The sequence below is a fragment of the Mucilaginibacter gossypii genome (assembly GCF_017569325.2).
Classification (GTDB): domain Bacteria; phylum Bacteroidota; class Bacteroidia; order Sphingobacteriales; family Sphingobacteriaceae; genus Mucilaginibacter; species Mucilaginibacter gossypii.
On record NZ_CP071878.2, the window covers coordinates 260,711 to 282,602 of the forward strand.

At 42.8% G+C, this 21,892-nt stretch carries 18 protein-coding genes; 9 read left to right on the top strand and 9 right to left on the bottom strand.

Going from position 1 to position 21,892, the window contains the following annotated elements; all coding sequences use genetic code 11:
* The first annotated feature begins 12 nt into the window (after window positions 1-12).
* Window positions 13-909, top strand: a complete 897-nt coding sequence (locus J3L18_RS01255) for a 1-aminocyclopropane-1-carboxylate deaminase/D-cysteine desulfhydrase (RefSeq protein ID WP_129571375.1) — start codon at window positions 13-15, stop codon at window positions 907-909.
* A gap of 155 nt (window positions 910-1,064) precedes the next feature.
* Here J3L18_RS01255 and J3L18_RS01260 read toward each other — a convergent pair whose 3' ends face one another.
* The gene (locus tag J3L18_RS01260; protein WP_129571374.1) at window positions 1,065-3,089 is read right to left on the bottom strand and encodes a PAS domain S-box protein; all 2,025 of its coding nucleotides are present in this window, start codon (window positions 3,087-3,089) and stop codon (window positions 1,065-1,067) included.
* Between the two features lie 333 nt (window positions 3,090-3,422).
* Between J3L18_RS01260 and lat the strand changes: the two genes are divergently transcribed.
* Together lat and J3L18_RS01270 are read left to right on the top strand one after the other, a co-directional pair.
* Window positions 3,423-4,754 (top strand): L-lysine 6-transaminase, encoded by a 1,332-nt coding sequence (gene lat, locus J3L18_RS01265; RefSeq protein WP_091175296.1) that lies wholly within the window; start codon window positions 3,423-3,425, stop codon window positions 4,752-4,754.
* 224 nt (window positions 4,755-4,978) lie between these two features.
* Window positions 4,979-5,416 carry a hypothetical protein gene (locus tag J3L18_RS01270; RefSeq protein ID WP_090528165.1) on the top strand — a complete coding sequence of 146 codons (438 nt, stop codon included), beginning with the start codon at window positions 4,979-4,981 and terminating at the stop codon, window positions 5,414-5,416.
* Between the two features lie 102 nt (window positions 5,417-5,518).
* Here the strand turns inward: J3L18_RS01270 and bshB1 are convergent, their stop codons facing one another.
* The 3 genes from bshB1 to J3L18_RS01285 are packed head-to-tail and all read right to left on the bottom strand — an operon-like array spanning window position 5,519 to window position 7,383.
* Window positions 5,519-6,244 (bottom strand): bacillithiol biosynthesis deacetylase BshB1, encoded by a 726-nt coding sequence (bshB1, locus tag J3L18_RS01275; RefSeq protein WP_129571373.1) that lies wholly within the window; start codon window positions 6,242-6,244, stop codon window positions 5,519-5,521.
* 13 nt (window positions 6,245-6,257) lie between these two features.
* A complete protein-coding gene (locus tag J3L18_RS01280; protein WP_129571372.1) occupies window positions 6,258-6,764 on the bottom strand; it encodes a glutathione peroxidase in 507 nt (168 codons plus the stop codon).
* Window positions 6,765-6,768: 4 nt separating this feature from the next.
* Window positions 6,769-7,383: a DUF4294 domain-containing protein gene (locus J3L18_RS01285; RefSeq protein ID WP_091175285.1), complete on the bottom strand. Its 615-nt coding sequence runs from the start codon at window positions 7,381-7,383 to the stop codon at window positions 6,769-6,771.
* A gap of 109 nt (window positions 7,384-7,492) precedes the next feature.
* Between J3L18_RS01285 and J3L18_RS01290 the strand changes: the two genes are divergently transcribed.
* From J3L18_RS01290 to J3L18_RS01310, 5 genes are all read left to right on the top strand, one after another.
* Window positions 7,493-9,715 carry a RelA/SpoT family protein gene (locus J3L18_RS01290; protein ID WP_090529622.1) on the top strand — a complete coding sequence of 741 codons (2,223 nt, stop codon included), beginning with the start codon at window positions 7,493-7,495 and terminating at the stop codon, window positions 9,713-9,715.
* A 159-nt stretch (window positions 9,716-9,874) separates the two neighbouring features.
* Complete coding sequence (locus J3L18_RS01295; protein WP_091175283.1) at window positions 9,875-10,342, top strand: Fur family transcriptional regulator; 468 nt, start codon at window positions 9,875-9,877, stop codon at window positions 10,340-10,342.
* A 46-nt stretch (window positions 10,343-10,388) separates the two neighbouring features.
* Window positions 10,389-11,666: an adenylosuccinate synthase gene (locus J3L18_RS01300; protein ID WP_129571371.1), complete on the top strand. Its 1,278-nt coding sequence runs from the start codon at window positions 10,389-10,391 to the stop codon at window positions 11,664-11,666.
* Window positions 11,667-11,756: 90 nt separating this feature from the next.
* Window positions 11,757-13,022, top strand: coding sequence for an anthranilate synthase component I family protein (locus tag J3L18_RS01305; RefSeq protein ID WP_223266278.1), 1,266 nt, complete (start codon window positions 11,757-11,759; stop codon window positions 13,020-13,022).
* Window positions 13,023-13,336: 314 nt separating this feature from the next.
* The gene (locus J3L18_RS01310; protein WP_129571370.1) at window positions 13,337-15,295 is read left to right on the top strand and encodes a M1 family metallopeptidase; all 1,959 of its coding nucleotides are present in this window, start codon (window positions 13,337-13,339) and stop codon (window positions 15,293-15,295) included.
* A 227-nt stretch (window positions 15,296-15,522) separates the two neighbouring features.
* Here J3L18_RS01310 and fmt read toward each other — a convergent pair whose 3' ends face one another.
* Together fmt and J3L18_RS01320 are read right to left on the bottom strand one after the other, a co-directional pair.
* Entirely contained in the window at window positions 15,523-16,440 is a 918-nt protein-coding gene (fmt, locus tag J3L18_RS01315) for a methionyl-tRNA formyltransferase (protein WP_176844577.1), read from the bottom strand.
* A 33-nt stretch (window positions 16,441-16,473) separates the two neighbouring features.
* Window positions 16,474-17,715, bottom strand: a complete 1,242-nt coding sequence (locus J3L18_RS01320; protein ID WP_129571369.1) for an exo-beta-N-acetylmuramidase NamZ family protein — start codon at window positions 17,713-17,715, stop codon at window positions 16,474-16,476.
* 155 nt (window positions 17,716-17,870) lie between these two features.
* Between J3L18_RS01320 and J3L18_RS01325 the strand changes: the two genes are divergently transcribed.
* Window positions 17,871-19,022: an ABC transporter permease gene (locus J3L18_RS01325; protein WP_311085185.1), complete on the top strand. Its 1,152-nt coding sequence runs from the start codon at window positions 17,871-17,873 to the stop codon at window positions 19,020-19,022.
* A 2-nt stretch (window positions 19,023-19,024) separates the two neighbouring features.
* Here the strand turns inward: J3L18_RS01325 and J3L18_RS01330 are convergent, their stop codons facing one another.
* Genes J3L18_RS01330 through J3L18_RS01340 form a run of 3 tightly spaced genes read right to left on the bottom strand, consistent with a single transcriptional unit; the run spans window position 19,025 to window position 21,838 of the window.
* Complete coding sequence (locus J3L18_RS01330; RefSeq protein ID WP_129571368.1) at window positions 19,025-19,777, bottom strand: outer membrane beta-barrel protein; 753 nt, start codon at window positions 19,775-19,777, stop codon at window positions 19,025-19,027.
* Window positions 19,774-21,291 carry a hypothetical protein gene (locus tag J3L18_RS01335; protein ID WP_129571367.1) on the bottom strand — a complete coding sequence of 506 codons (1,518 nt, stop codon included), beginning with the start codon at window positions 21,289-21,291 and terminating at the stop codon, window positions 19,774-19,776. The genes J3L18_RS01330 and J3L18_RS01335 overlap by 4 nt, the downstream gene beginning before the upstream one ends.
* The gene (locus tag J3L18_RS01340) at window positions 21,284-21,838 is read right to left on the bottom strand and encodes an RNA polymerase sigma factor (protein WP_090528126.1); all 555 of its coding nucleotides are present in this window, start codon (window positions 21,836-21,838) and stop codon (window positions 21,284-21,286) included. The genes J3L18_RS01335 and J3L18_RS01340 overlap by 8 nt, the downstream gene beginning before the upstream one ends.
* Between the last annotated feature and the right edge of the window lie 54 nt (window positions 21,839-21,892).

The following is a 21,892-nucleotide window of genomic DNA, read 5'->3' on the forward strand; positions in this document are numbered from 1 at the left end:
TCGTATTATTTTATGAACATTGAGCTTGAAATTTTTAGCCCGGTACAGCAAATCAACAGCTCATTGTTTGATAGCCACGGCGTAAAAGTTTTTATCAAGCGCGATGATCTCATCCATCCAATGATATCGGGCAATAAATGGCGCAAGCTTAAATATGTGCTTAAACAGGCTCAAGCCGAAGGCAAAACTCACCTCGTTACTTTTGGCGGAGCTTATTCAAACCACCTGATGGCTACAGCTGCGGCTGGTGCAAAGTTTGGCTTTAAATCAACGGGTATTGTAAGGGGAGAGGAAGTAGATAATGATACCCTGTTTTTATGCCACCTGCATGGTATGGAACTGCAGTTTACCGATCGTAACAGCTATCGTGATAAACTTGCACTGTTCAATCAGTATTTTGGTAATGATGAACAGGCTTTTTTTATTGACGAAGGGGGTGCATCTGCCGAAGGTGCCAAAGGCTGCAGCGAACTGGTTAACGAGTTAACAGAAAGCTATGACTATATCTTTTGCGCCTGCGGTACAGGTACAACAGCGGCAGGTATCATTAACGGATTAAATGGTCATCAGCTTAAAACAAAGTTCAACGCGGTTCCGGTATTTAAAAACGGTGGTTTTATTAAAGAGGAGATAGGCCGGTTCTTAACAGCCCCGGCAGATTATAACATACATACCGATTACCACTTTGGAGGCTATGGCAAAGCGAATGACGAGCTTATCAGTTTCATTAAACAATTTGTAGCAACAACAGGGATATTGATAGAACCTGTATACACCGGTAAAATGATGTATGCACTGTATGATTTAATAAGCAAAGGGCATTTTAAACCCGGCAGTAAAATCCTGGCTATTCATAGCGGGGGGATTTGGGGATTATTGGGGATGAAAGAAAAGTTTAATCAACACTAATTAATCAACACTAATTACACGAATGAGGTCGAATTTTCGCGAATTGGAATTAAATAGCACTAATTTCACAAATGCGTCCGAATTTACACGAACCAACTAATTCGTGTAATTCGTTCTAATTGCTCAATAATACGCTAAGCATTCGTGCATAAATTTCAATTCGTGTTTATTGGGATCTCAAAATGGAAGGTTGAGCCTACGCCGTAAGTGCTTTCAACCCAAAGCCTGCCCTGGTGGCGGTTAACAATTTCCTGGCAAATGTACAGGCCAATTCCTAACCCCGACATGTGAGAGGCGAGGTTCTCAACGCGGTAAAAACGTGAAAACACCCGATCCAGTTGATCGGGCTGGATCCCGATGCCAAAATCCTGCACCGATACCCTGAATTTGTTGTTGATAACAAGGGCTTCGATGATCACTTTATCTGCCTTTGGCGAATATTTAACGGCGTTGGTTACCAGGTTAATGACAACCTGTTCAATACGCTGGCTATCGGCATGGATAATTAGTTCCCCGGCAGGTAAATTTAAAAGGAGCTGATGGGAGGGGCCGGTTTGTTGCAGGATCTCCCTCAATTCGGTAAGCAGTTTGATCACATCGAAATCGGTATAAGTAAAAGGCAATTTACCGGTCTGGATTTTGGTAACATCAAGCAAATCCGATATCAGGATGGTTAATTTGCCTACTTGCTCCAATGCCCTGTTGGCCAGTACTTTGCTTTTATCATCCGGCGGGAGGTTACGGGCAATGATTTGCAGGTAACCCTTTAAACTGGTGACCGGTGTTTTTAACTCATGGCTTGCAAGCCCTATAAATTCATCCTTTTTTTCATTAAGCTCTTTAATATTTTCATAAAGCTTGGCGTTATCAAGTGCTACCGCGGCCTGGGCGGCAACAGCCAAAACAAGTTGCTCGTGCTCCCTGGTAAACCTGGCCGGTTGTTCGTGCCCAAAAAATAACCCGCCAATCACCTCGCCCGATTTGCCCCTTACCGGAACCGCGAGGTAGCTTACTACCGGGAGGTGCCCTTTAGGCTGGCCAAAATGTGGTGCATTTTTTCCGTAACGCGGGTCTTTGGTTATATCATCAACCCTTACCGTTCCCTCGCCACTGAAAGTTGGGTGAAAGACTGCCGTATTACGCGGCATACCAAATTTTTCAAATGCCTCACGCGGCGCGCCCGAAAGCGTGAACAGCATATATGATTCGCCCTGCTCATTAACCTGGTTGTGAAAAAAAGCGCCAAACTGCGCGCCGCAAAGCTGGGTAGTGGCATCGGTAACTTTTTGCAGGATATTTTGAATATCCAACTCGGCCGAAATAACCTGTCCTATGGAGTTTAAGATCTCCAGGCGTTCGGCATATTGTTGTAATCTTTCTTCTGATTTTTTTTGCCGGCCTATATCGCGGATTATTTTTGAAGCCCCTATTACCTTATTGCTGTTGTTTCTTATGGGAGATATGGTAAGCGAAATTTGTATTTCCTCGCCGCTTTTTGTTTTACGTATGGTTTCAAAATGTTCTATCCGTTCGTTGGCCCGTATTTTATTAATGATCATTTCTTCTTCATTATAACGGTCTTCCGGTATCAAAACCGTGATATGTTTGCCTATGATCTCATCTTCTGTATAACCAAATAAACGTTGGGCCGCGCCGTTCCAGCTGGTAATTACACCATCAAGGTTTTTACTTACAATGGCATCTTCTGATGATTCAATGATAGAGGCCAGCATCCATTGCTTTGATTCGGTATTTTTTTGTTCTGTAATATCTATCAGGGTATTGGCGGCGCCTGCCAGTTCGCCATTTTCATTAAAACGGGGTTTAGGGTTGGATAATATATAACTTACACTTCCATTAGGACGTTTAATAAGCATTTCCTGCTGCTTTACAGGCTTGCCATATTTTAATACTTTGCCCATTGGTGTTTCATCGGGAGTTAACAGTATACCATCGGATGTAAATATCTCCCAGTTTACATACCACTTGTCTTTATTAATGTGAGGCGTTTTGCCCCAAAGCGTTACCGCCGCTTTGTTAAATGAGGTTATGTAGCCCTCTTTATCGCAGGTGTAAACTGCAACGGGCAGGTCTTCAAGTAAATCCCAGTCGGTACTATTGGTAAATGTTAATTTTGGGACCGGTTTTGAGTTGCTGGCAGATAATGGTTCTTCTCCCATAGTTATAAATATCCCTTTTGGTTGTATCTGCCACTAATTTAGTATTAAAATAATCAACCTATGTCAAATTAATTAAAATGAAAATTTTATGAAGCTACCCCGGTACAATTCAGGTTCGCAGGAGGAGGAATTTGATGTTAACCGGGCAGAAAATGTAAATTTCGGCTGCATTTTTTTATGAATACTGTGGTTGAAGCAGGTGTACCGGTTTTGAGTTTGGTACAAAAAGTAACTTTAAACAATTTAAAGTTACTTTTTTGCCAATCGGTTCAAAAACCCCTTAAATTTTGATTTTAGGCGGTTTTTACTAAATTTGTAATAAACCAAATTAATATGTACAACCTACTTGTTTCTCCGCAGGATGTCCAGGCATCGCTTCAAAAGCATGTACTGGCCGATGGATTCGACCTCACTTTTGATATGGAAAAAAGTAAGGGTGTTTATATTTATGACGCAAAATATAACCGCACACTGCTTGACTTTTTTACCTGCTTTGCTTCGGTGCCTTTGGGCTATAACCATCCCAAAATGCTGAATGATGAAGAGTTTAAGAAAAACCTCATGCTTGCGGCATTAACCAACCCGTCAAATTCAGATATCTACACTACGCAATACGCCCAGTTTGTTGAAACATTTGACAGGATAGGGATCCCCGAATATTTACCGCATGCTTTTTTCATTTCCGGTGGTGCGCTGGCTATCGAAAATGCGCTGAAAGTAGCTATGGACTGGAAAGTGCAGAAAAACTTTGCCAGGGGCTATACTAAGGAAAAAGGTTTTAAAGTATTGCACTTTGAGCATGCTTTTCACGGCCGCTCGGGTTATACCCTGAGCCTTACCAATACCTTGCCTAATAAAACCAAGTGGTTTGCCAAGTTTGACTGGCCGCGGGTATCTGTGCCTTATATGAATTTCCCTTACAGCGATGCCAATCATGAAGACCTGTTAAAGAGAGAGCAATTATCGGTGGCACAAATCAGGAAAGCATTTGAAGATAATAAGGATGATATATGCGCCATAATAATTGAGCCTGTACAATCAGAAGGCGGTGATAACCATGTACGCAAAGAGTTTTTAGAGAAGCTGCGTGAACTTGCTGATGAGTACGAGGCATTGCTGGTTTACGATGAGGTGCAAACGGGAGTTGGTTTAACAGGCAAATTCTGGTGCCATGAACACTTTGGAGAAAAGGCGCGCCCTGATATCATTGCCTTTGGTAAAAAAATGCAGGTTTGCGGCATATTGGCTGGCCGGCGCATTGACGAGGTTGAAGATAATGTATTTAAAGTATCATCGCGCATAAACTCAACCTGGGGGGGCAGTTTGGTTGATATGGTACGCTCGTCAAAAATAATGGAGATTATTGAGGAGGATAAGCTTTGCGATAATGCGGCAGTAATGGGAGAGTACCTACAAAATGGTTTGAGTGAAATTGCCGAACGGCACCCGGTTGTAAGTAATGTGCGGGGGAAAGGGTTGCTTACTGCCTTTGATTTTCCGGACAAAGCAATAAGGGACAGCTTTATTAAAAAAGGTTTTGATAATAATATTATGTACCTTGGCTGCGGCGAAAGGAGTGTGCGTTTCCGCCCCGCGCTGATCATCGAAAAAAGCCACATTGACATAGGCCTTGACATGCTTGAACAGCTTTCGGTCACTTTATAATACAGTAAATAAAGAAAATTAATCCCGGCTACAGCTAAATCCGCTCATGAAACGGATGAAATTAACTAATATTTAATAAGGTAAAATCGACATCTATTATTTGCAAAAATGGAAAGATATTAATATACGCTACTTTTTTTCCAAAATACGCTATATTTTTTGTTATTATTCCGATTAGATTTGTTGCAACCCTATTAAAGTAACGTAGTTCTATTTCAAGCACCATGAGCAAACACATAGAGAAATTAAAGAAACAACTGGTTGAAGTTGCCGAGGTTGTAAACTCATTCAAATCTGAAGCTGTGCAGGTTCGAATAATTGACCGTTTACTGGAAGTTATGATCGAATCGGAGAAAGTAGATGCCGAGGGTGTTGAAATGTTTGGTAAAAAAGTAAGGAAATTACGCGTTGAAGATGAAGGCGGAGGTGTTTCAGGACGTAAAAAGCCCGGCGCTACCAAAATACTTAATCAATTGCTAAATACAGATTTCTTTGATAGTCAGCGGTCTATTTCATCAATTGCCAATTACTGTAAAGAACAGTATGATTCTGATTTTAAAACATCTGAACTTTCAGGGATCCTCTTAAAATTAGCTAATGAAAATAAGCTCAGAAGGGAGCGGAGCAATGAAAACAATCGCTTTGAATATATTAAAGCATAAGTATCATCATACTTGCTAAAATAAACAGGGAGCCTGATTTTCAGGCTCCCTGTTTATTTGGGGTGAAATTTATTATATATAACTTATAGTTAAATATAAATATTATTTAAGGTTAAATAAATTATCTACCCCTAAAATTTTTCTGCTTGTAAAGCCCTCGGCATATTTTACCTGGATGCTTTTGCCAAACTCGCGTGCCCGGCCGGTTACTATTTCAATAAAATTGGATGTTGAAATATAGGTTTGAGGCTCACCTTCCCAGCTTGGGTTATAAAACTGCGATCCGTAAGCGTTAATACTCTCTATCTTTTTATCCCAATGTTCGGTTATATCAATTAATATATCAGGGGTAATATAGTTATCCTGTATAAAATGAAGCACCATATCTGGCCTCCAGGCCTCTTGTGGTGTGCCATCAATACCAAATGTTTCTATTTTGCGAAGGCCCGCTAAAAATGCCGAGGCTTCAACAAGTTCATTTGCCCGGCCATGATCGGGATGGCGGTCATGGTAAGCATTGGTTATTACGATGGAAGGGCGAAATTTGCGGATGGCTTCAATAACCTTTACCTGGTGTTCGCGGGTATTTTCAAAAAAGGCATCGGGCAGGCCAAGGTTTTCACGTACGGCTAAACCTAATATTTCGGCGGCGGCGGCGGCTTCCTGTTTACGGATCTCGGCCGAGCCGCGGGTGCCCAGTTCTCCGCGGGTAAGGTCAACAATACCAACTTTATAGCCAAGGGCAATATGTTTTAAAATTGTACCTGAACAACCTAATTCAGCATCATCAGGATGTACCGATAAAACTAATATATCTAATTTAAGCATGCGCAAAAGTAATTCATTGGTTAGATGCCGCTGTCAGCAGGCGGTCAATCTTTCGCCTGATTTTTGAGGAGTTGGGCTTGGTAAATGGATAGTAAAAATCAACCACATGACCTTCTTTATTGATCAAAAATTTATGAAAATTCCAGCGTGGAACCGACCGTACATTACCATTCTCCTTTTTATCGGCAAAAAATTGATACAATGGGTCGGCATATGGGCCGCGTACCCTTATTTTTTCAAATATGGGATAATTTGCTCCATTGGCTTCACAAAAAACGGCAATAGCTTCGCCATCTAAAGGTTCCTGGCCGCCAAAATCATTTGAAGGGAATGCAAGAATTTCAAAATCCTTGCCGGCAAGCTGCGTTTTTAAAGCTGCCAATTCTTTTAGTTGAGGTGTAAAGCCGCATTGCGATGCCGTGTTTACAATTAAAAGAACTTTGTTTTTATATTCGGAAAGACTGATCTCTTCACCGTTTAACTTTTTAACGTTAAACCGGTAAATGCTTTTGTTATCCATTAAACTAATTGCTGTATGAATTATATCCGGCCTGATTTAATATGGCCTCGATATCCTTCTGTTCTTCAGGGTCGTAGGTTTCTTTGAGGTTATGACCAAATATGCTTGCTACCGACTGGAACATGAAAGCCTTAAAGCCGCCTTTTAATTCTTTAACCATAGCAAAGCTGGTTTGCCCGGTTTCGCGGTCAATAAGCTTAATTAAAACCTCTCCCTGACTAATTGTCAGGTTTTTTATTTCTTTATTGAACAGGTTTTTTATTTCACCCTCGCAGGTGCTTACCAGTTCTTTTTGTTTTTTCCTGTCGGCAGTAACGGCAAGGTCGCGCTGTAACTGGCGGTACCTTTGCCCTGCAAAACGTGCGTAGGGCAGTACTTTCATTACATTATAACGCAAACGGCGGTAGTTTAGCCTGTCGGCCTCGCTCGCAAAAATACGGGTATCTACAATTCTAACCTCCGGCTCAACTATCCATGGTACAAGCTCACCATCAAGGTTGGTCATCGCTGTTTTGATGGTATCATTTTTGCCAAGAGTTACGGGTGCAGGCGTAGCTGTTTGGGCCTTTGCAGCGCCCATTAAGCAACATAACAGCAGCGTAAAACCAATAAATTTCATATTTTTACTTAATACAAAAATAATGTAATTTTTTTTGGTATTTTACTAATACCTGCAATAATATTTATTTGCTGCATGTTTATGATTGAATACCGCTAATACCCCGTACATGAAAGACTTAGTGATAGACCTGGAAGCCGAGAAGAACGAGATACTAAAAAGATACCGTGCTTTGTTGCGTGCCTGTAAATCAACCCTGCAAAAGGGCGATAAACGCATGATACGCAAGGCATTTGATATGGCCCTTGAAAGCCATAAGGATATGCGCCGTAAAAGCGGCGAACCTTATATATACCACCCTATTGCCGTTGCCCAGATAGCCGCCGAAGAAATTGGCCTGGGTACCACCTCAATAGTGTGCGCCCTGCTGCACGATGTGGTTGAAGATACCAACATGACGCTTGATGAAATTGAGATGGAATTTGGTAAAAAGGTAGCCAAAATTATTGACGGCCTTACCAAAATATCAGGTGTATTTGATACCAACAGCTCATTGCAGGCCGAAAACTTCCGTAAAATGCTGCTTACCCTTGCCGACGACGTAAGGGTGATACTGATTAAGCTTGCCGACAGGCTGCATAACATGCGAACCATGGAGTTTATGCCCAGGGATAAGCAGCTTAAGTTATCATCAGAAACGGTTTACCTGTATGCGCCCCTGGCACACCGCCTGGGTTTATATGCCATAAAATCTGAGCTGGAAGACCTCTCCATGAAATATATGGAACGCGAAACCTACCAGTTCATCAAAAATAAACTGAACGAGAAAAAGGCCGAACGCGAGCGTTTTATCCGCGATTTTATCGAGCCAATTAATAAATCGCTGCAAAGCCAGGGACTTGAGGCTGATATTTTTGGCAGGCCGAAATCAATCCACTCTATCTGGAATAAGATGAAAAAGAAATCGATACCTTTTGAAGAGGTATATGATCTTTTCGCCATCCGGATTATATTGGATAGCGCCCCTGAACATGAAAAGGCCGACTGCTGGAAAGCTTATTCGATAGTAACCGACCAGTACCGCCCCAATCCAGACCGGCTGCGCGACTGGATCTCTTCACCCAAAGCCAACGGTTATGAATCATTGCATACCACGGTAATGGGCCCGCGGGGGCAGTGGGTTGAAGTACAGATCCGCACCAAGCGCATGAACGAGATTGCCGAAAAAGGTTTTGCCGCGCATTGGAAATACAAGGAAGCCAGCACCGACAGCGGCCTTGACCAATGGGTACACAAAGTGCGCGAAATGCTCAAAAACCCGGATACCAACGCGCTCGATTTCATCGATGATTTTAAGATGAACCTCTTTAGTGATGAGATCTTCATTTTTACGCCAAAAGGAGCGCTGATCCAGTTGCCATTGAATGCTACGGCGCTCGACTTTGCCTTCGAGATCCATACCGATGTAGGCGCAAGCTGTATCGGTGCTAAAGTGAATCATAAACTGGTGCCGCTAAGCTACAAGCTCCAAAACGGCGACCAGGTAGAGATCATTACCTCAGGCAAGCAAACCCCTAAGGAAGACTGGCTTAATTTTGTAGTTACCGCAAAGGCCAAGGCTAAAATCAAGTCGGCTTTAAAAGAAGAAAAACGCAAGATTGCCGAGGATGGCAAAGAGATCCTGGAGCGTAAAATGAAATCGCTTAAGATCACTTACAATTCCGAAAACCTGCAAAAAATCAGCTACTTTTTCAAGCTGCAGGCCACTCAGGATCTTTTTTACAATGTTGCCAAAGGCATTATTGATATGAAGGACCTGAAAGAGTACCAGGCATCTGAAAAAGTGATTGACAATAAGCCGCAGGATAAAATTGACCAGGAGCAGGTTCAAAACCTCATCAAAAATATCAAGGCTAAGGACAGCGATATCCTGCTTATTGGCGAGGATATGCAAAAGATTGATTACAAGCTGGCCAATTGCTGCAATCCTATCCCCGGCGATGATGTTTTTGGTTTTGTTACCGTAAGCGATGGCATCAAGATCCACCGTACCAATTGCCCTAATGCGGCTAAGCTTATGGCCAACTATGGCTACAGGATAGTAAAAGCCCGCTGGACAAATCAGCAGGAGCTTGCCTTCTTAACCGGTTTGCGTATTACCGGTATTGATGAGGTAGGGCTGATCAATAAGCTTACTACGGTAATATCAAATGATTTTAAAATAAACATCAGGTCTATCACTGTTGATAGTGATAATGGTATATTTGAAGGCTCGCTGATGTTGTATGTGAACGACACCAGTCACCTTGATACCCTGATTAAAAACCTAAAACAAGTAAAAGGCGTAACCGCGGTTAACCGTTTTGATTCGGCGATTGAAAAAGCATCGTGAGGATAGAAGCAGGAAGTCAAGAGTCAAGAAGCAAGAAAGAAGCAGGAAATTAAGAATTATGAGGCAAGACAGAATTCACCAATCTTGATTCTTGACTCTTGACCTCTTGTCTCTCTAATCCATAATTTATTAATAACTTTGCCCCGTTAATACATCATTATGTCACAGCAGGATACCATACCAATGGTTAAAAAAATTTTTGAGGCCTACCTCGAAAATAAAAACCTCAGGAAAACCCCTGAACGTTTTGCTATACTCGAAGAGATATATTCCCGTACAGATCACTTTGATGTGGAGTCGTTGTACATCCACATGAAAAATAAAAAATATCGTGTAAGCCGTGCAACGGTTTACAATACGCTTGAGCTGTTGGTTTCGTGCGATCTGGTCACTAAACACCAGTTTGGTAAAAACATGGCCCAGTTCGAAAAATCATACGGCTACAAACAGCACGACCATATCATTTGCATCGACTGTGGTAAAGTGGTTGAGTTTTGCGATCCGCGCATCCAGCAGATCCAGAGTATGATGGGCGATATATTAAAATTTGACATCAAACACCACTCTTTAAACCTTTATGGTAATTGTGCCAAATTAAGAGAGGGTTTTTGTGACAGAAAAATTTAACTTTGCCCCCTTTCATAACACATATTCTTGAACTTACGATAAATTAATGGCTGTTGACGTATTATTAGGCCTCCAGTGGGGCGATGAAGGAAAAGGAAAAATTGTTGATGTGCTTAGCGCGGGTTACGACCTGATTGCACGTTTCCAGGGCGGGCCAAATGCAGGTCACACGTTGGAGTTTGACGGTAAAAAGTTTGTTTTAAACACCATTCCTTCAGGTATATTTTTTGAAAACACCATGAACCTTATTGGTAATGGTGTGGTGATTGATCCTATCACCCTGAAAAAAGAACTGGATAAATTAAAAGATGCGGGGCATGACCTGTTGGCCAAAAAGAATCTTTTAATTGCTAAAAAAGCACACCTGATATTACCTACCCACCAGTTGCTTGATGCCGCCAATGAAAAAAAGATGGGTGAAGGCAAAATTGGTTCAACGTTAAAAGGTATTGGTCCAACTTATATGGATAAAACCGGTCGTAACGGTTTACGTATTGGTGATATCACCCTGCCCGATTTTAAGGAGCGTTACCAGAAACTGGTTGATAAACACGTATCAATGCTGCAGCAGCTTTACGGCGAGGTAGCAGATTTTTCAGAACGCGAAACATTGTTTTTTGAAGCTCTCGATGTTTTACGCCAATTCCCGCTTGTTGATTCTGAACATTTGGTTAACAACTATATTAAAGAAGGCAAAAAAGTTTTAGCAGAAGGTGCTCAGGGCGCTATGCTTGATATTGATTTTGGTTCATATCCGTTTGTAACTTCATCAAATACTACCGCTGCCGGCGCTTGCACAGGTTTAGGTATTGCCCCACAGCAAATTGGCGAAGTAATAGGTATTTTCAAAGCTTATTGCACCCGTGTAGGTGGCGGTCCGTTCCCAACCGAACTGGAAAACGAAACAGGTGAGGAACTACGCAAAGTAGGCCATGAGTTTGGTGCTACTACAGGCAGGCCACGTCGTACCGGCTGGATCGATCTTCCTGCTTTAAAATACGCTATTATGCTTAATGGCGTTACTCAACTGGTAATGACCAAGGCTGATGTATTAAGCGGTTTCGATAAAATTTATGCTGCTACTCATTACAACTATCTGGGCGAGCAGATTGATTATATGCCTTACGATATTTGCTCAGTTAAACCAGAGCCGGTATACAAGGAAATTGATGGCTGGAACGAAGACTTGACTGGTATTACCGAACTGTCTGAGATCCCGGCTAAGCTGCAATCATACATTGATTATCTTGAGGCCGAACTTGGCGTACCAGTGAAATATTTATCTGTAGGCCCGGACAGGAAGCAGACTTTAACATTACATTAATAGGTTATCCCCTATATTAATTAGGGTTAATAATAAGAATAAAAGGCCGGGCATCCCGGCCTTTTTCATTTACTTGGTTATTTTTGCAGGGTGATAGTACAGGTTAATGATCTGCCGGGATTCAGAATAAAGGCGTTGCAATGGGCTGCAACTTTTGACACACTGTGTTATCTTGATTCGAATGGATTTAATGATCCCTATTCCAAATTTGATACGCTGATAGCGGTCGGCTCCCGTACCTCTCTGAATGCTAACGCCGGTAATGCTTTTGATAAGCTTGATGATTTCAGAAAAAGTAACCCCGGATGGATGACGGGTTTCCTGGGCTATGACCTCAAAAATGAAATTGAAGCGCTTACATCCACCAATCCCGATGGTTTAGAATTTCCAGACCTGTATTTCTTTGTTCCTCAGCATCTGATTTTGATAAGGGGGGAGGAGGCTGAAATTATTTCAGATAATCCCGAACTGGTTATAAAAGCGATAGACGGGCAAGATCTGCCCCCGTATGTTCAACAATCCGCCGTTAACCTATCCCCACGCTTCAGCAGGCAGGAATACATTGACACGGTAAACAAAATAAAAGAGCACATTACCCAGGGCGATATTTATGTCACTAACTTTTGCCAGGAATTTTTTGCAGAGGATGTACTTCTTGATCCGCTGGAGATTTTTACGAGACTGAACGAAGTTTCGCCCAATCCGTTCTCCACTTTTTTTAAATGGAATGGGAATTATATTCTCGGCGCCTCGCCCGAACGATTTTTGGCTAAACGGGGAAGTAAACTCATCTCGCAACCCATAAAAGGTACGGCTAAAAGGATGGATGATATTGAAGCCGATGAACAGGCTAAACAGAGCCTGCGCAGCCATCCCAAAGAACTGCAGGAAAACGTAATGGTTGTTGACCTGGTAAGAAATGATTTAACCAGATCGGCTAAATCCGGCACGGTTAAAACCGAAGAACTTTTTGGTATCTACAGCTTTAAGCAGGTGCACCAGATGATCTCTACGGTGGTTTGTGAAATAAAGGACGGCCTTTTAAACGTACAGGCCATCAAAAACACTTTCCCGATGGGCAGCATGACAGGTGCCCCGAAAGTTAGCTGTATGCAGTTAATGGAGCGATATGAGCGCAGTAAGCGTGGCGTATACTCAGGTGCAATAGGCTATTTCAGTCCGGATGATGATTTTGATTTTAACGTAGTGATCCGCTCATTGCTTTATAATTCCTCCAATAAATACCTTTCGTTTCACGCAGGTGGAGCTATAACTTATCACGCTATCGCCGAAAATGAATATGAAGAATGTTTGTTGAAGGCGCAGGCGGTTATGGAAGTTTTGGGAGGGAATTGATTGCCTGGTTGGAAATTAATACATCTGAAAACGGGTGTCATGCCGAGCTCGTCGAAGCATGGCGGGTAGGCCTCTGCGCTCGAGGCTTCGACGAGCTCAGACTGACAGGCCTGTTTTTTCTATAACGTTTCTCATTTGGGGCCCCCGTTTCGTTCAAGTGTTGTGTTGCGGCCTGAGGGTAGCTCATTTGTGCCGCTCAAAAAACAATACAAGCCATTGTTCCTTCCCAATAGGTTATACTTTTATAGCAAATCATCAATTTTCTGTTATATTAGCTGTAAAAGTACCATCACTCTTCTCTTTTAATTGTGAATATGTTAAGACCCCTACAAAACATACAGTTAATTATCACCGGACTGTTTTTATTAACAACAAATATTGCTTCGGCCCAAACCAGGTATCGTCCCGCTGATCTGTTTCCGGCCCAGCCGTTATTACCTCCGGGCAACTCATATCGTACCGCTGCCGGTGAACCTGGCCCTGCCTACTGGCAAAACAAGGCCGATTATGTAATTGATGTAGCGCTTGATGATAAAACCAACGTCATAACCGGTACAACTACAATTACTTATACCAATAATAGCCCCAAAGCCCTTTCGGCACTGTGGTTGCAGCTGGAACAAAATGTGTTTAAAAAAGATTCGCGGGGGATTCAATCCAAGCTATTTCTTTACCAGGATCCTGAAAAAACTACTCCTGATGGGGGATACCGGGTAGAAGGCGTGCAGCTTGCCGGAAATAAAGTTGGAAACATTAAATATCATATTTATGATACCCGGATGCAGCTTGAGCTGGCACAGCCGCTGTTAAGCGGGCAGGCCATAACCTTTAGTATCCGGTACAGGTACAACTTCCCGGTCAATTATAAAAATGCTGATTTCCTGGTTAACCGCACCGATATCCTTCCAACAAAAAATGGCAATATTTATGCTGTAGCACAATGGTACCCCAGGATGTGTGTTTTGGATGATGTAGAAGGATGGAACACGCTGCCGTACTTAGGTAACGGTGAGTTTTACCTGGAGTATGGTAATTTCAGGGTTAATATCACAGTGCCATCGGGACTTATTGTGGAAAGCTCTGGAGATCTGCTCAATCCTGAAGAAGTACTAACACCAACCGCACTCAAGCGCTGGCAGGCTGCCAAACAAAGTGATGTGCCCGTGCAGATTCGTACAGCAAAAGAAGTAACCGACCCTTCATCAAGGCCTGCAAAAGCTACCTGTACGTGGAAATTTAAACTGGATAATGCAAGGGATTTCGCGTGGACGGCCTCGCGCTCATTTGTTTGGGAAGGCTTGAGTTTTAAACTTGCTGATGGTAAACGGGTAATGGGTAGTTCGGTATACCCGGTAGAATCGGAGAAGCAAAACAGCTGGAAACGCTCGTCGGAGTATATTAAATTTACCTTGCAGCATTTTTCCGAAAAATGGTTCCCATACCCTTATAACAAAGCGGTTAACGTGGCTTCAAACCTGGATGGTATGGAGTACCCCGGCATGGTTTTTTGCTCGGCAAAAGATACCGGCAATATGTACTTTGCAGTAGTAAACCATGAGCTGGGCCATACCTGGTTCCCGATGGTAGTGGGCAGCAACGAGCGTAAATACGCCTGGATGGACGAAGGGTTTAATATGTTCATTGACAAAATTGCTACCAAAGCTTTTAATAAAGGTGAGTTTATAGGTTATGTAGAGATCGATAGTCCGCTTGATTCGTTGTTTGCGGAAAAACTATTGCCTATCGTTACCCGCCCCGATGCTTTGCCTGGCAACCAGGTATATCCGCTGCAGTATCAAAAGGTGGCTTATTCCCTTGGGCTTTTGCGCAATCAGATTTTAGGCCCTGAACGCTTTGACCGCGCTTTCAGAAAATATATTCGCGACTGGGCTTATAAACACCCAACTCCCTGGGACTTTTTTAGGAGTATGGATAGCTCGGCAGGCGAAGACCTGACCTGGTTTTGGAAATCGATGTTCCTCGAAAACTATCGCCTGGATCAAAGGATAACCAAAGTAGAAAGTGCGGCGGGTTCCCAGCCTATTATTACAGTCGAAAATATGGACAAAGCAGCCATGCCTTTGGTTGTTGAAATAACTTATGTTGATGGCTCAAAAGAGCATCGTGAATTCCCGGTTGAGATTTGGGAGTATAGCAGCGTTTATTCCTTTACCGGTGATAAAAAAGCAGCTGTCGCCAAAGTAGTTATCGATCCTGAAAAGATCTACCCGGATGTGGATAGGAGCAATAATGGTTATGAAGTAAAAAATTAAAAATCAACTCATATAAACAAAAATGTCATTTCGATAGAGCGAGCGGGGGAATAAGCGCAGGAGCGAAAGAGAAATCTTATACGCCCTGCCTTGTTATAGGGCTTATAAGATTTCTCCTCACGCCCTGCAATACCCTTTCACTGTTCGTCGAAATGACAATCGTAGATATTAACTTCCCGTCCCATCAGGGTCTCTCGCATAGAGCCCTGATGCTCAACGAAATGTTCTTACAACTTCACGCCCCTCAAAAAGTCCTCAATACCCATGCGTTTCTTGCCTTCTAACTGGATATCTTTTAGCAACACAAAACCATCCTTAGCCGCAAATTTCAAATAGGTTTTATTGTCGGTTAAAAAGCCGCCGGGTTGTATGGCCGGTTCTGATAATTGATATTCAGATGCATAAACTTTTAGGCTTTTGCCGTTAAGCTCGGTATATGCGGTGGGTACAGGGCTTAGGCCGCGAATTTTGTTATAGATCGACAAAGCTGGTTGTATCCAGTCAATCCGGCAATCATCCTTAAAAATCTTTGGTGCGTGTTTCAATTCTGTCCCCTCAGCTAATTGCGATTGCGGGTGTTCGTTGTAACGTCCGCTCTCAACCGCTTTAACTGTTTTAACCAGCAGCCCTGCGCCTTTGTTCATGAGGCGGTCATGTAATTCGCCGGCATCTTCATGGCCGGTAAGGGTTATTTTTTCGGTGAACAGGATGTTACCGGTATCAATATCGTGTTTTAAAAAGAAGGTGGTTACGCCGCTTTCTTTTTCGCCGTTAATCAGCGCCCAGTTAATGGGGGCCGCGCCGCGGTATTGAGGTAATAATGAGGCGTGTAAATTTATGGTACCTTTGGCAGGCATGTTCCAAACAGCTTCGGGCAGCATCCTGAAGGCTACTACAACCTGCAGATCGGCTTTCAATGCTTTCAATTCGGCAATAAAATTCTCATTCTTAAGTTTTTCGGGTTGCAGCACTTTTAGGCCGTTAGCTACGGCATATTGTTTAACAGCCGATTCGCTAACTTTTTGTCCCCTTCCGGCCGGTTTATCGGGCGCTGTAACAACAGCAACGATATCACTGCCGGCTTTAATTAAAGCGTCTAACGAGGCAACGGCAAACTGGGGGGTACCCATAAATATAATTCTCATAGTATGTTTAGGTATTAGATGTGCTTTATTCTATTATTCGTATAGTAAGTACTTTTTGCGTGTGGCTTTAAACTTAGTTAGTCCGGGTTGCCAGCCAGCACGGATCTCATCTTCGGTTTTGCCGGTTTCAATTTGTTTCCTTAGTTCGGCTGTACCCGTAAGCTTTATAAAATAGGCATTAAAGAAATGGTCCTTATCCGGAAATGCGTTATATAACTCCAGGAGCCATTTCAAATTAATAACACCTGTACCCGTGATATCAGTTGGCGGAATATTTTGCAGATTAATGCCAAAACATTCCTGGTCTTTCTGCGGCGGGTTCTCGCTCATACCCGGGATACTTTTGGGTGTAAACGAAAAACTGTATTTACCTTTCAAGGCCGGGTGCCCCAGTACGGCAAAGGGAAAGAGCGTACCCCTGCCCAAACTAAATGTTGTGCCTTCAAATAAGCAGGTACTCGGATATAATAAAATTGATATAGGCGTATTTAAGTTAGGTGAAGGGTTTACGGGTAAGGTATAAGGCAAATTATGCTTGTAATTAGCCACTTTAATAATCTTCAGTTTACATTTAATCCCATTTTTTAACCAGCCTTCACCGTTTATCATTTGGGCATATTCGCCAATAGTCATACCGTGGGCGATGGGTATGGGGTGCATGCCCACAAATGAACGGTTAACCGTATCCAAAACGGGGCCATCAATTAAATAACCGTTAGGGTTTGGACGGTCAAATATCATCAGCTCTACATTGTTTTCGGCACAGGCCTCCATTAAGTAATGCAGGGTTGAAATATAAGTGTAAAAACGTACGCCAACATCCTGGATATCAAATATCATGAGGTCGATGCCCTTCAAATCGGCCGGGGTTGGTTTATAATGTTTGTTACCGTACAGCGATATTACAGGTAAACCGGTTTTAGGGTCTTGAGTGTCGCCAACAGTAGCGCCATTACTGGCATTACCCCTAAAACCATGCTCGGGGCCAAAAATCTTTTTTACGTTTACTCCTAAATGCACCAAACTATCTACGCTGGCAGTTAAATTTTTACCAATAACCGAAGTTTGATTAATCACCATCCCTATATTTTTTCCCTTAAGATAGTTAATATACAGCGGAATCTGATCAGCTCCGGGAATAATAGGGCTGTTTTTTTTGTTTTTTGAGATGGATGCCGTCTTGCAGCTTTTATAATTGGTTGCCTGGCTGCAGGCCGTGTTTGCAAGTAAAACTGTTATCAGGGCAAATCGTAAAAAAGCACAAATCTTATTCATAAAATTTTGAGTTGAAACAATTTTAAAAGTAGCAGGTTTAACAGCAAAACCGCATATTTGCGAAGGTACAAAAAATCAGTCTGCCATTGAGTTTCGCCTCCTTTATATCAGCCCGTATAACATTTAAATCAAAACGCACATTTTCAAAACTGATAGTGCGTATTGCAATAATAGGCATTATGCTGGGCCTTGGTGTAATGATACTGTCACTTGCTATCGTTAAAGGGTTTAAACACGAAATCCGCAATAAAGTTCGGGGCTTTGCCGGCGACATCCGTGTGGTTAAGTTCGACCTGAATAACTCTTACCAAAGTTCCTCATTTCCTGCTGATAGTGAATTTGTTAAGCGCGCGCTTAAAAGCCCGTTTATAACCCATGTAATGCCGGTGGCCACCAAACCAGGCATTGTTAAGGCTAATAATGAAATTGAAGGAGTGGTACTTAAAGGCGTTGACAAAAATTACGACTGGAGCTACTTTAAAAAAATGATGGTAGCCGGCGAGGTGATCAGCTTTGCCGATTCGGTTGAGGCGCAAAAGGAGATCATGATTTCGCAAACAACAGCCGACAGGCTTAAACTGAAAGTAGGGGATAAGCTGCTGATGTATTTTGTGGAAGATGATCTGCGCAGGCGCCAGTTTAAGATCAAAGGTATTTTCAATATCGGGGTTGAAGAGGTTGATAAAACCTTTGTGATAGGTGCCTTATCGCTCATTAACCGCCTTAACAACTGGAAGCCGAACGAGATAGGCCAATACGAACTACGCGTAGCCGATTTTGATCATATTAATGAAGCCGCCTATGCGCTCGAGACTGTTTTGCCGGTAAAATTGAAAGAGTATACCATTGAAGAAGATTATCCTACCATATTTGAGTGGCTCAACCTTTTGGATGTAAATTCGGTAGTGATGCTGGTGCTGATGGTGGCCGTCGCTGTTATTAATATGATATCGGCCCTGCTGATCATGATCCTTGAACGAACCGCTATGATCGGGATGCTCAAAGCCATGGGCGCATCTAACTGGGCCATCCGCAAAATATTCCTGATCAATGCCAGTTACCTGATAGGATTTGGGCTGCTATTGGGCAATTTACTGGGGATAGGCCTCGGCTATTTCCAGATGTACACTCATTTTTTCCAACTGGACCAGGCTTCCTATTATATGACCTTTGTGCCGGTTGAGTTTAATATTTTTGATATTGTTGTCCTCAATATTGGTACGCTGATCATTTGCCTCCTTGTACTTATTATACCATCAACGCTGGTGAGCCGGATCTCGCCTGTAAAGGCTATCCAGTTTAAGTAAGTTTAAAGCAACCGGTAACTTAATCCCAGTCTAAAATATTCACTATGCGCGTTAAAGGAGGCATCGCCTACCATGTCTTTCATATAGTTGGTAAGGCCGTGGGCAAAGCTTGCATTTAAGCCATAGCGGCCATAACTGGCGGCCGCGCCAAGGCGCAATCGAACATCAGTTGGGGCCTCGCTTCTTTTGTAGTCAACTTTATAAATCCTCCCTTCTTTGTCTTTTACCTCGCCTTTATCTCTGGTATCCAGTATCAGACCAATATCCATCCCCGGTAAAATATCAAGCTTAACTTTATTAAGCTGAAAGCGATAACCTATATACGGGTTAAGGTTGATACTCTGGTTTTGGAAAGCAACATGACCAGTTACTGCAAACCTGGGATCATTTGCTGTTATAGGTAAATAGTCACCGTACAAGACAGTTGTAATCGGTGAGTATTTATCGATATTAACTTTACTTCGTAGTAATTCATATCCCCCCTGCAGCCCGACTATAAACCCGCCTTTTGACACGGTTTGAACCTGGATACTACCACCATAGCTAAAGCCATTTTTGCTGCCGTATGGGTTATTGGCACGGTTCATCGGATCTCCGGTGATTGAGCCTTGTAATACCTGGGTGGTAGCCGATGATGATTTACCCGCAAAATGAAATAAACCGGTGTTGGCCTGTACAGTAACTTCTAACTTTTGAGCACGGAGCTGCAACCCACTAATCAACAATGGGGCAAGGATAAGAATGTACTTTTTCATTTTTTATGTGTTGTAAAGTTCAGTTTCAGGTTTAAGCCGCCTGCCCCAAATTTTATCTGCTGCGAGCCAAGGCCGTCAAGCGGGTATTTCAAAAATGGTTCAATAATTATCCTGTTGCTTTTGCCAAGCGGATAGCCAACACCAAATGCTACGTTCAGGGTTTTGGCAAAATAAAAGCTATTGAAGCTTTTGTGCGTTGTTTCATCGGATGTTTGCGGTTGTACACCTGCAGCCTGTGCCAGCCCCGGGTAACTGTAACTTGCCGTGTAGGCTTCATTTATAAACGTGCCCGAACTTAAACCTGCAGAAATATAAGTGTCATTTTTTTGCGGGTTAAATTCATACTTAAGGTTAACAGGAATATCCAGGCCGATCAGGTTAGCACTGTAGTTTTTAAATGAAGGTGTAGACGATACTTTACTAAAATCGGCCAGCGTGTTATAAGCTGTGCTTAATGATGGCGAAAATGACACCGCAGCCGCAACATTTGAGGGTTGGTTTTTATTGTAATTAAGCGTGTTTTGGGCCAAAGCTAAACCGGTAGAAAGTTTGAGATTTTTGCTTAGCTTAATATCAGATGTAAAGCCGGCGCCGGCATTTACCTGGTTTTGGCTGCCCTTGGCATAGTTAAAGAATGTAGCCGCGTAAACACTGAATTTTACCCTGCGTTCGTTCATGTCCATATCAGGTTTTTTAGGCTGATCCTGATCACTGGCAAGTAAAGATTCCATCGAGTTGATCTTTGGTTTTACTTTTACTACTGATGGAACAGCAGGCGGGTTTGCAGTAACAGGTTTGGTATTTGCCGGAGGCTGTACAGCAGGGTTATTAGCGTATTGCTGCGCGTTGGTTTGCTGCAATACAGATTTTACACTATCAGCTTTTTTAGCCGGAGTTACGTTGATTACACTGTTATTAGCCGGTTGAACTGTAGAGGACACGTTGGTTTTGGCAATACCGTTAACTGGGTTTGCAGTTACAGGATTTGCCGGCACAGGTGTAAACGCTGGTACGGTTGCAGCCGGTTGATTTACGATTGCGTTGCCCGCCGGTTTATTTAAAGCGCTATTGTTTGCAAGTACGTTTGATTTATTTGCCGGGGTGTTGCCTGCCGGATTCAGTTTTGTTGCTGAGGATTGGGTGCTATTGTTGCCCGCAAGGTTTGTTGCAGGTGATTGCTTAGTTGTTACAGGAGGCTGTGCCGGGGTAACGTTTTGAACATTGCTATCTGCCGTGTTGCTTTGCGGCAGCGCAGGTTTTACCGGTTTAGCCGAAAATGTTTGGCCATCATTAACATTATTTTTGTTCGATGCTATCCATAAGCCTATACTCAAAAACAATAACAGGACAGCAGCGGCGCTTGCCCACCATAGGTAAACCGGGCGGCGCTGTTTTTCCTGAACAGGGAATCTCTCCCTGAGCAGCAGCCAGCCTTCATCAGCGGTAGTGTCTTCGTAATTATCAAACACTTCCCTGATGCGGTCTCTTAAGTCGTTATCCAACTGGTCATCCATGGTTTTGTGCTTCTTTTCTTAATATACTTCTTAATCTTTCTTTCGCCCTGCTCAGGTAAACGCGTGATGAGCTTACCGGGATGCCGAGCGTTGTGGCTATTTCGTCATGGTCATAGCCGTCTATCTCATACATGTTAAAAATAGTTCGTTGTATAGCCGGGAGTTCAACCATCAATTTTAAAATATCCTGTACGTTTAAATTATCAACCGGCCCCATATTACTCCTGATGGGGGCGGCATTTTCCAATTCAACATTAAGCTGGAATTTAAGGTCTTTGCGCCGGCGGTCGATGGCTGTGTTAACCAAAATGGTGCGGAGCCAGGCTTTAAACGGCTTATCGATATTGTAGCCGCCAATAGCGTTAAACACTTTTATAAAAGCGTCATTTACAGCTTCAAGGGCATCATCGCGGTTTAAACTGTAACGCAAACTTATACCCATAGCATAGCCATAGAACTGCTTATACAGCAATTCCTGATGTTTTAAGCTGCCTTTTTTGCATTGCCTTACGATCTCTTCTTCGGTAATGCGAGGGGGTGGATGCATTAAATGTACTTAGTTCCGCTAAATGTTGTTTTAAAGCCTTTACGCAGCAAAAGA

What these genes read in the sequence shown, in the direction of transcription:
- J3L18_RS01255 (WP_129571375.1), top strand. Translation starts at nt 13, where the DNA reads ATGAACATTGAGCTTGAAATTTTTAGCCCGGTACAGCAAATCAACAGC.
- J3L18_RS01260 (WP_129571374.1), bottom strand. Translation starts at nt 3,089, where the DNA reads ATGGGAGAAGAACCATTATCTGCCAGCAACTCAAAACCGGTCCCAAAA.
- lat (WP_091175296.1), top strand. Translation starts at nt 3,423, where the DNA reads ATGTACAACCTACTTGTTTCTCCGCAGGATGTCCAGGCATCGCTTCAA.
- J3L18_RS01270 (WP_090528165.1), top strand. Translation starts at nt 4,979, where the DNA reads ATGAGCAAACACATAGAGAAATTAAAGAAACAACTGGTTGAAGTTGCC.
- bshB1 (WP_129571373.1), bottom strand. Translation starts at nt 6,244, where the DNA reads ATGCTTAAATTAGATATATTAGTTTTATCGGTACATCCTGATGATGCT.
- J3L18_RS01280 (WP_129571372.1), bottom strand. Translation starts at nt 6,764, where the DNA reads ATGGATAACAAAAGCATTTACCGGTTTAACGTTAAAAAGTTAAACGGT.
- J3L18_RS01285 (WP_091175285.1), bottom strand. Translation starts at nt 7,383, where the DNA reads ATGAAATTTATTGGTTTTACGCTGCTGTTATGTTGCTTAATGGGCGCT.
- J3L18_RS01290 (WP_090529622.1), top strand. Translation starts at nt 7,493, where the DNA reads ATGAAAGACTTAGTGATAGACCTGGAAGCCGAGAAGAACGAGATACTA.
- J3L18_RS01295 (WP_091175283.1), top strand. Translation starts at nt 9,875, where the DNA reads ATGTCACAGCAGGATACCATACCAATGGTTAAAAAAATTTTTGAGGCC.
- J3L18_RS01300 (WP_129571371.1), top strand. Translation starts at nt 10,389, where the DNA reads ATGGCTGTTGACGTATTATTAGGCCTCCAGTGGGGCGATGAAGGAAAA.
- J3L18_RS01310 (WP_129571370.1), top strand. Translation starts at nt 13,337, where the DNA reads ATGTTAAGACCCCTACAAAACATACAGTTAATTATCACCGGACTGTTT.
- fmt (WP_176844577.1), bottom strand. Translation starts at nt 16,440, where the DNA reads ATGAGAATTATATTTATGGGTACCCCCCAGTTTGCCGTTGCCTCGTTA.
- J3L18_RS01320 (WP_129571369.1), bottom strand. Translation starts at nt 17,715, where the DNA reads ATGAATAAGATTTGTGCTTTTTTACGATTTGCCCTGATAACAGTTTTA.
- J3L18_RS01330 (WP_129571368.1), bottom strand. Translation starts at nt 19,777, where the DNA reads ATGAAAAAGTACATTCTTATCCTTGCCCCATTGTTGATTAGTGGGTTG.
- J3L18_RS01335 (WP_129571367.1), bottom strand. Translation starts at nt 21,291, where the DNA reads ATGGATGACCAGTTGGATAACGACTTAAGAGACCGCATCAGGGAAGTG.
- J3L18_RS01340 (WP_090528126.1), bottom strand. Translation starts at nt 21,838, where the DNA reads ATGCATCCACCCCCTCGCATTACCGAAGAAGAGATCGTAAGGCAATGC.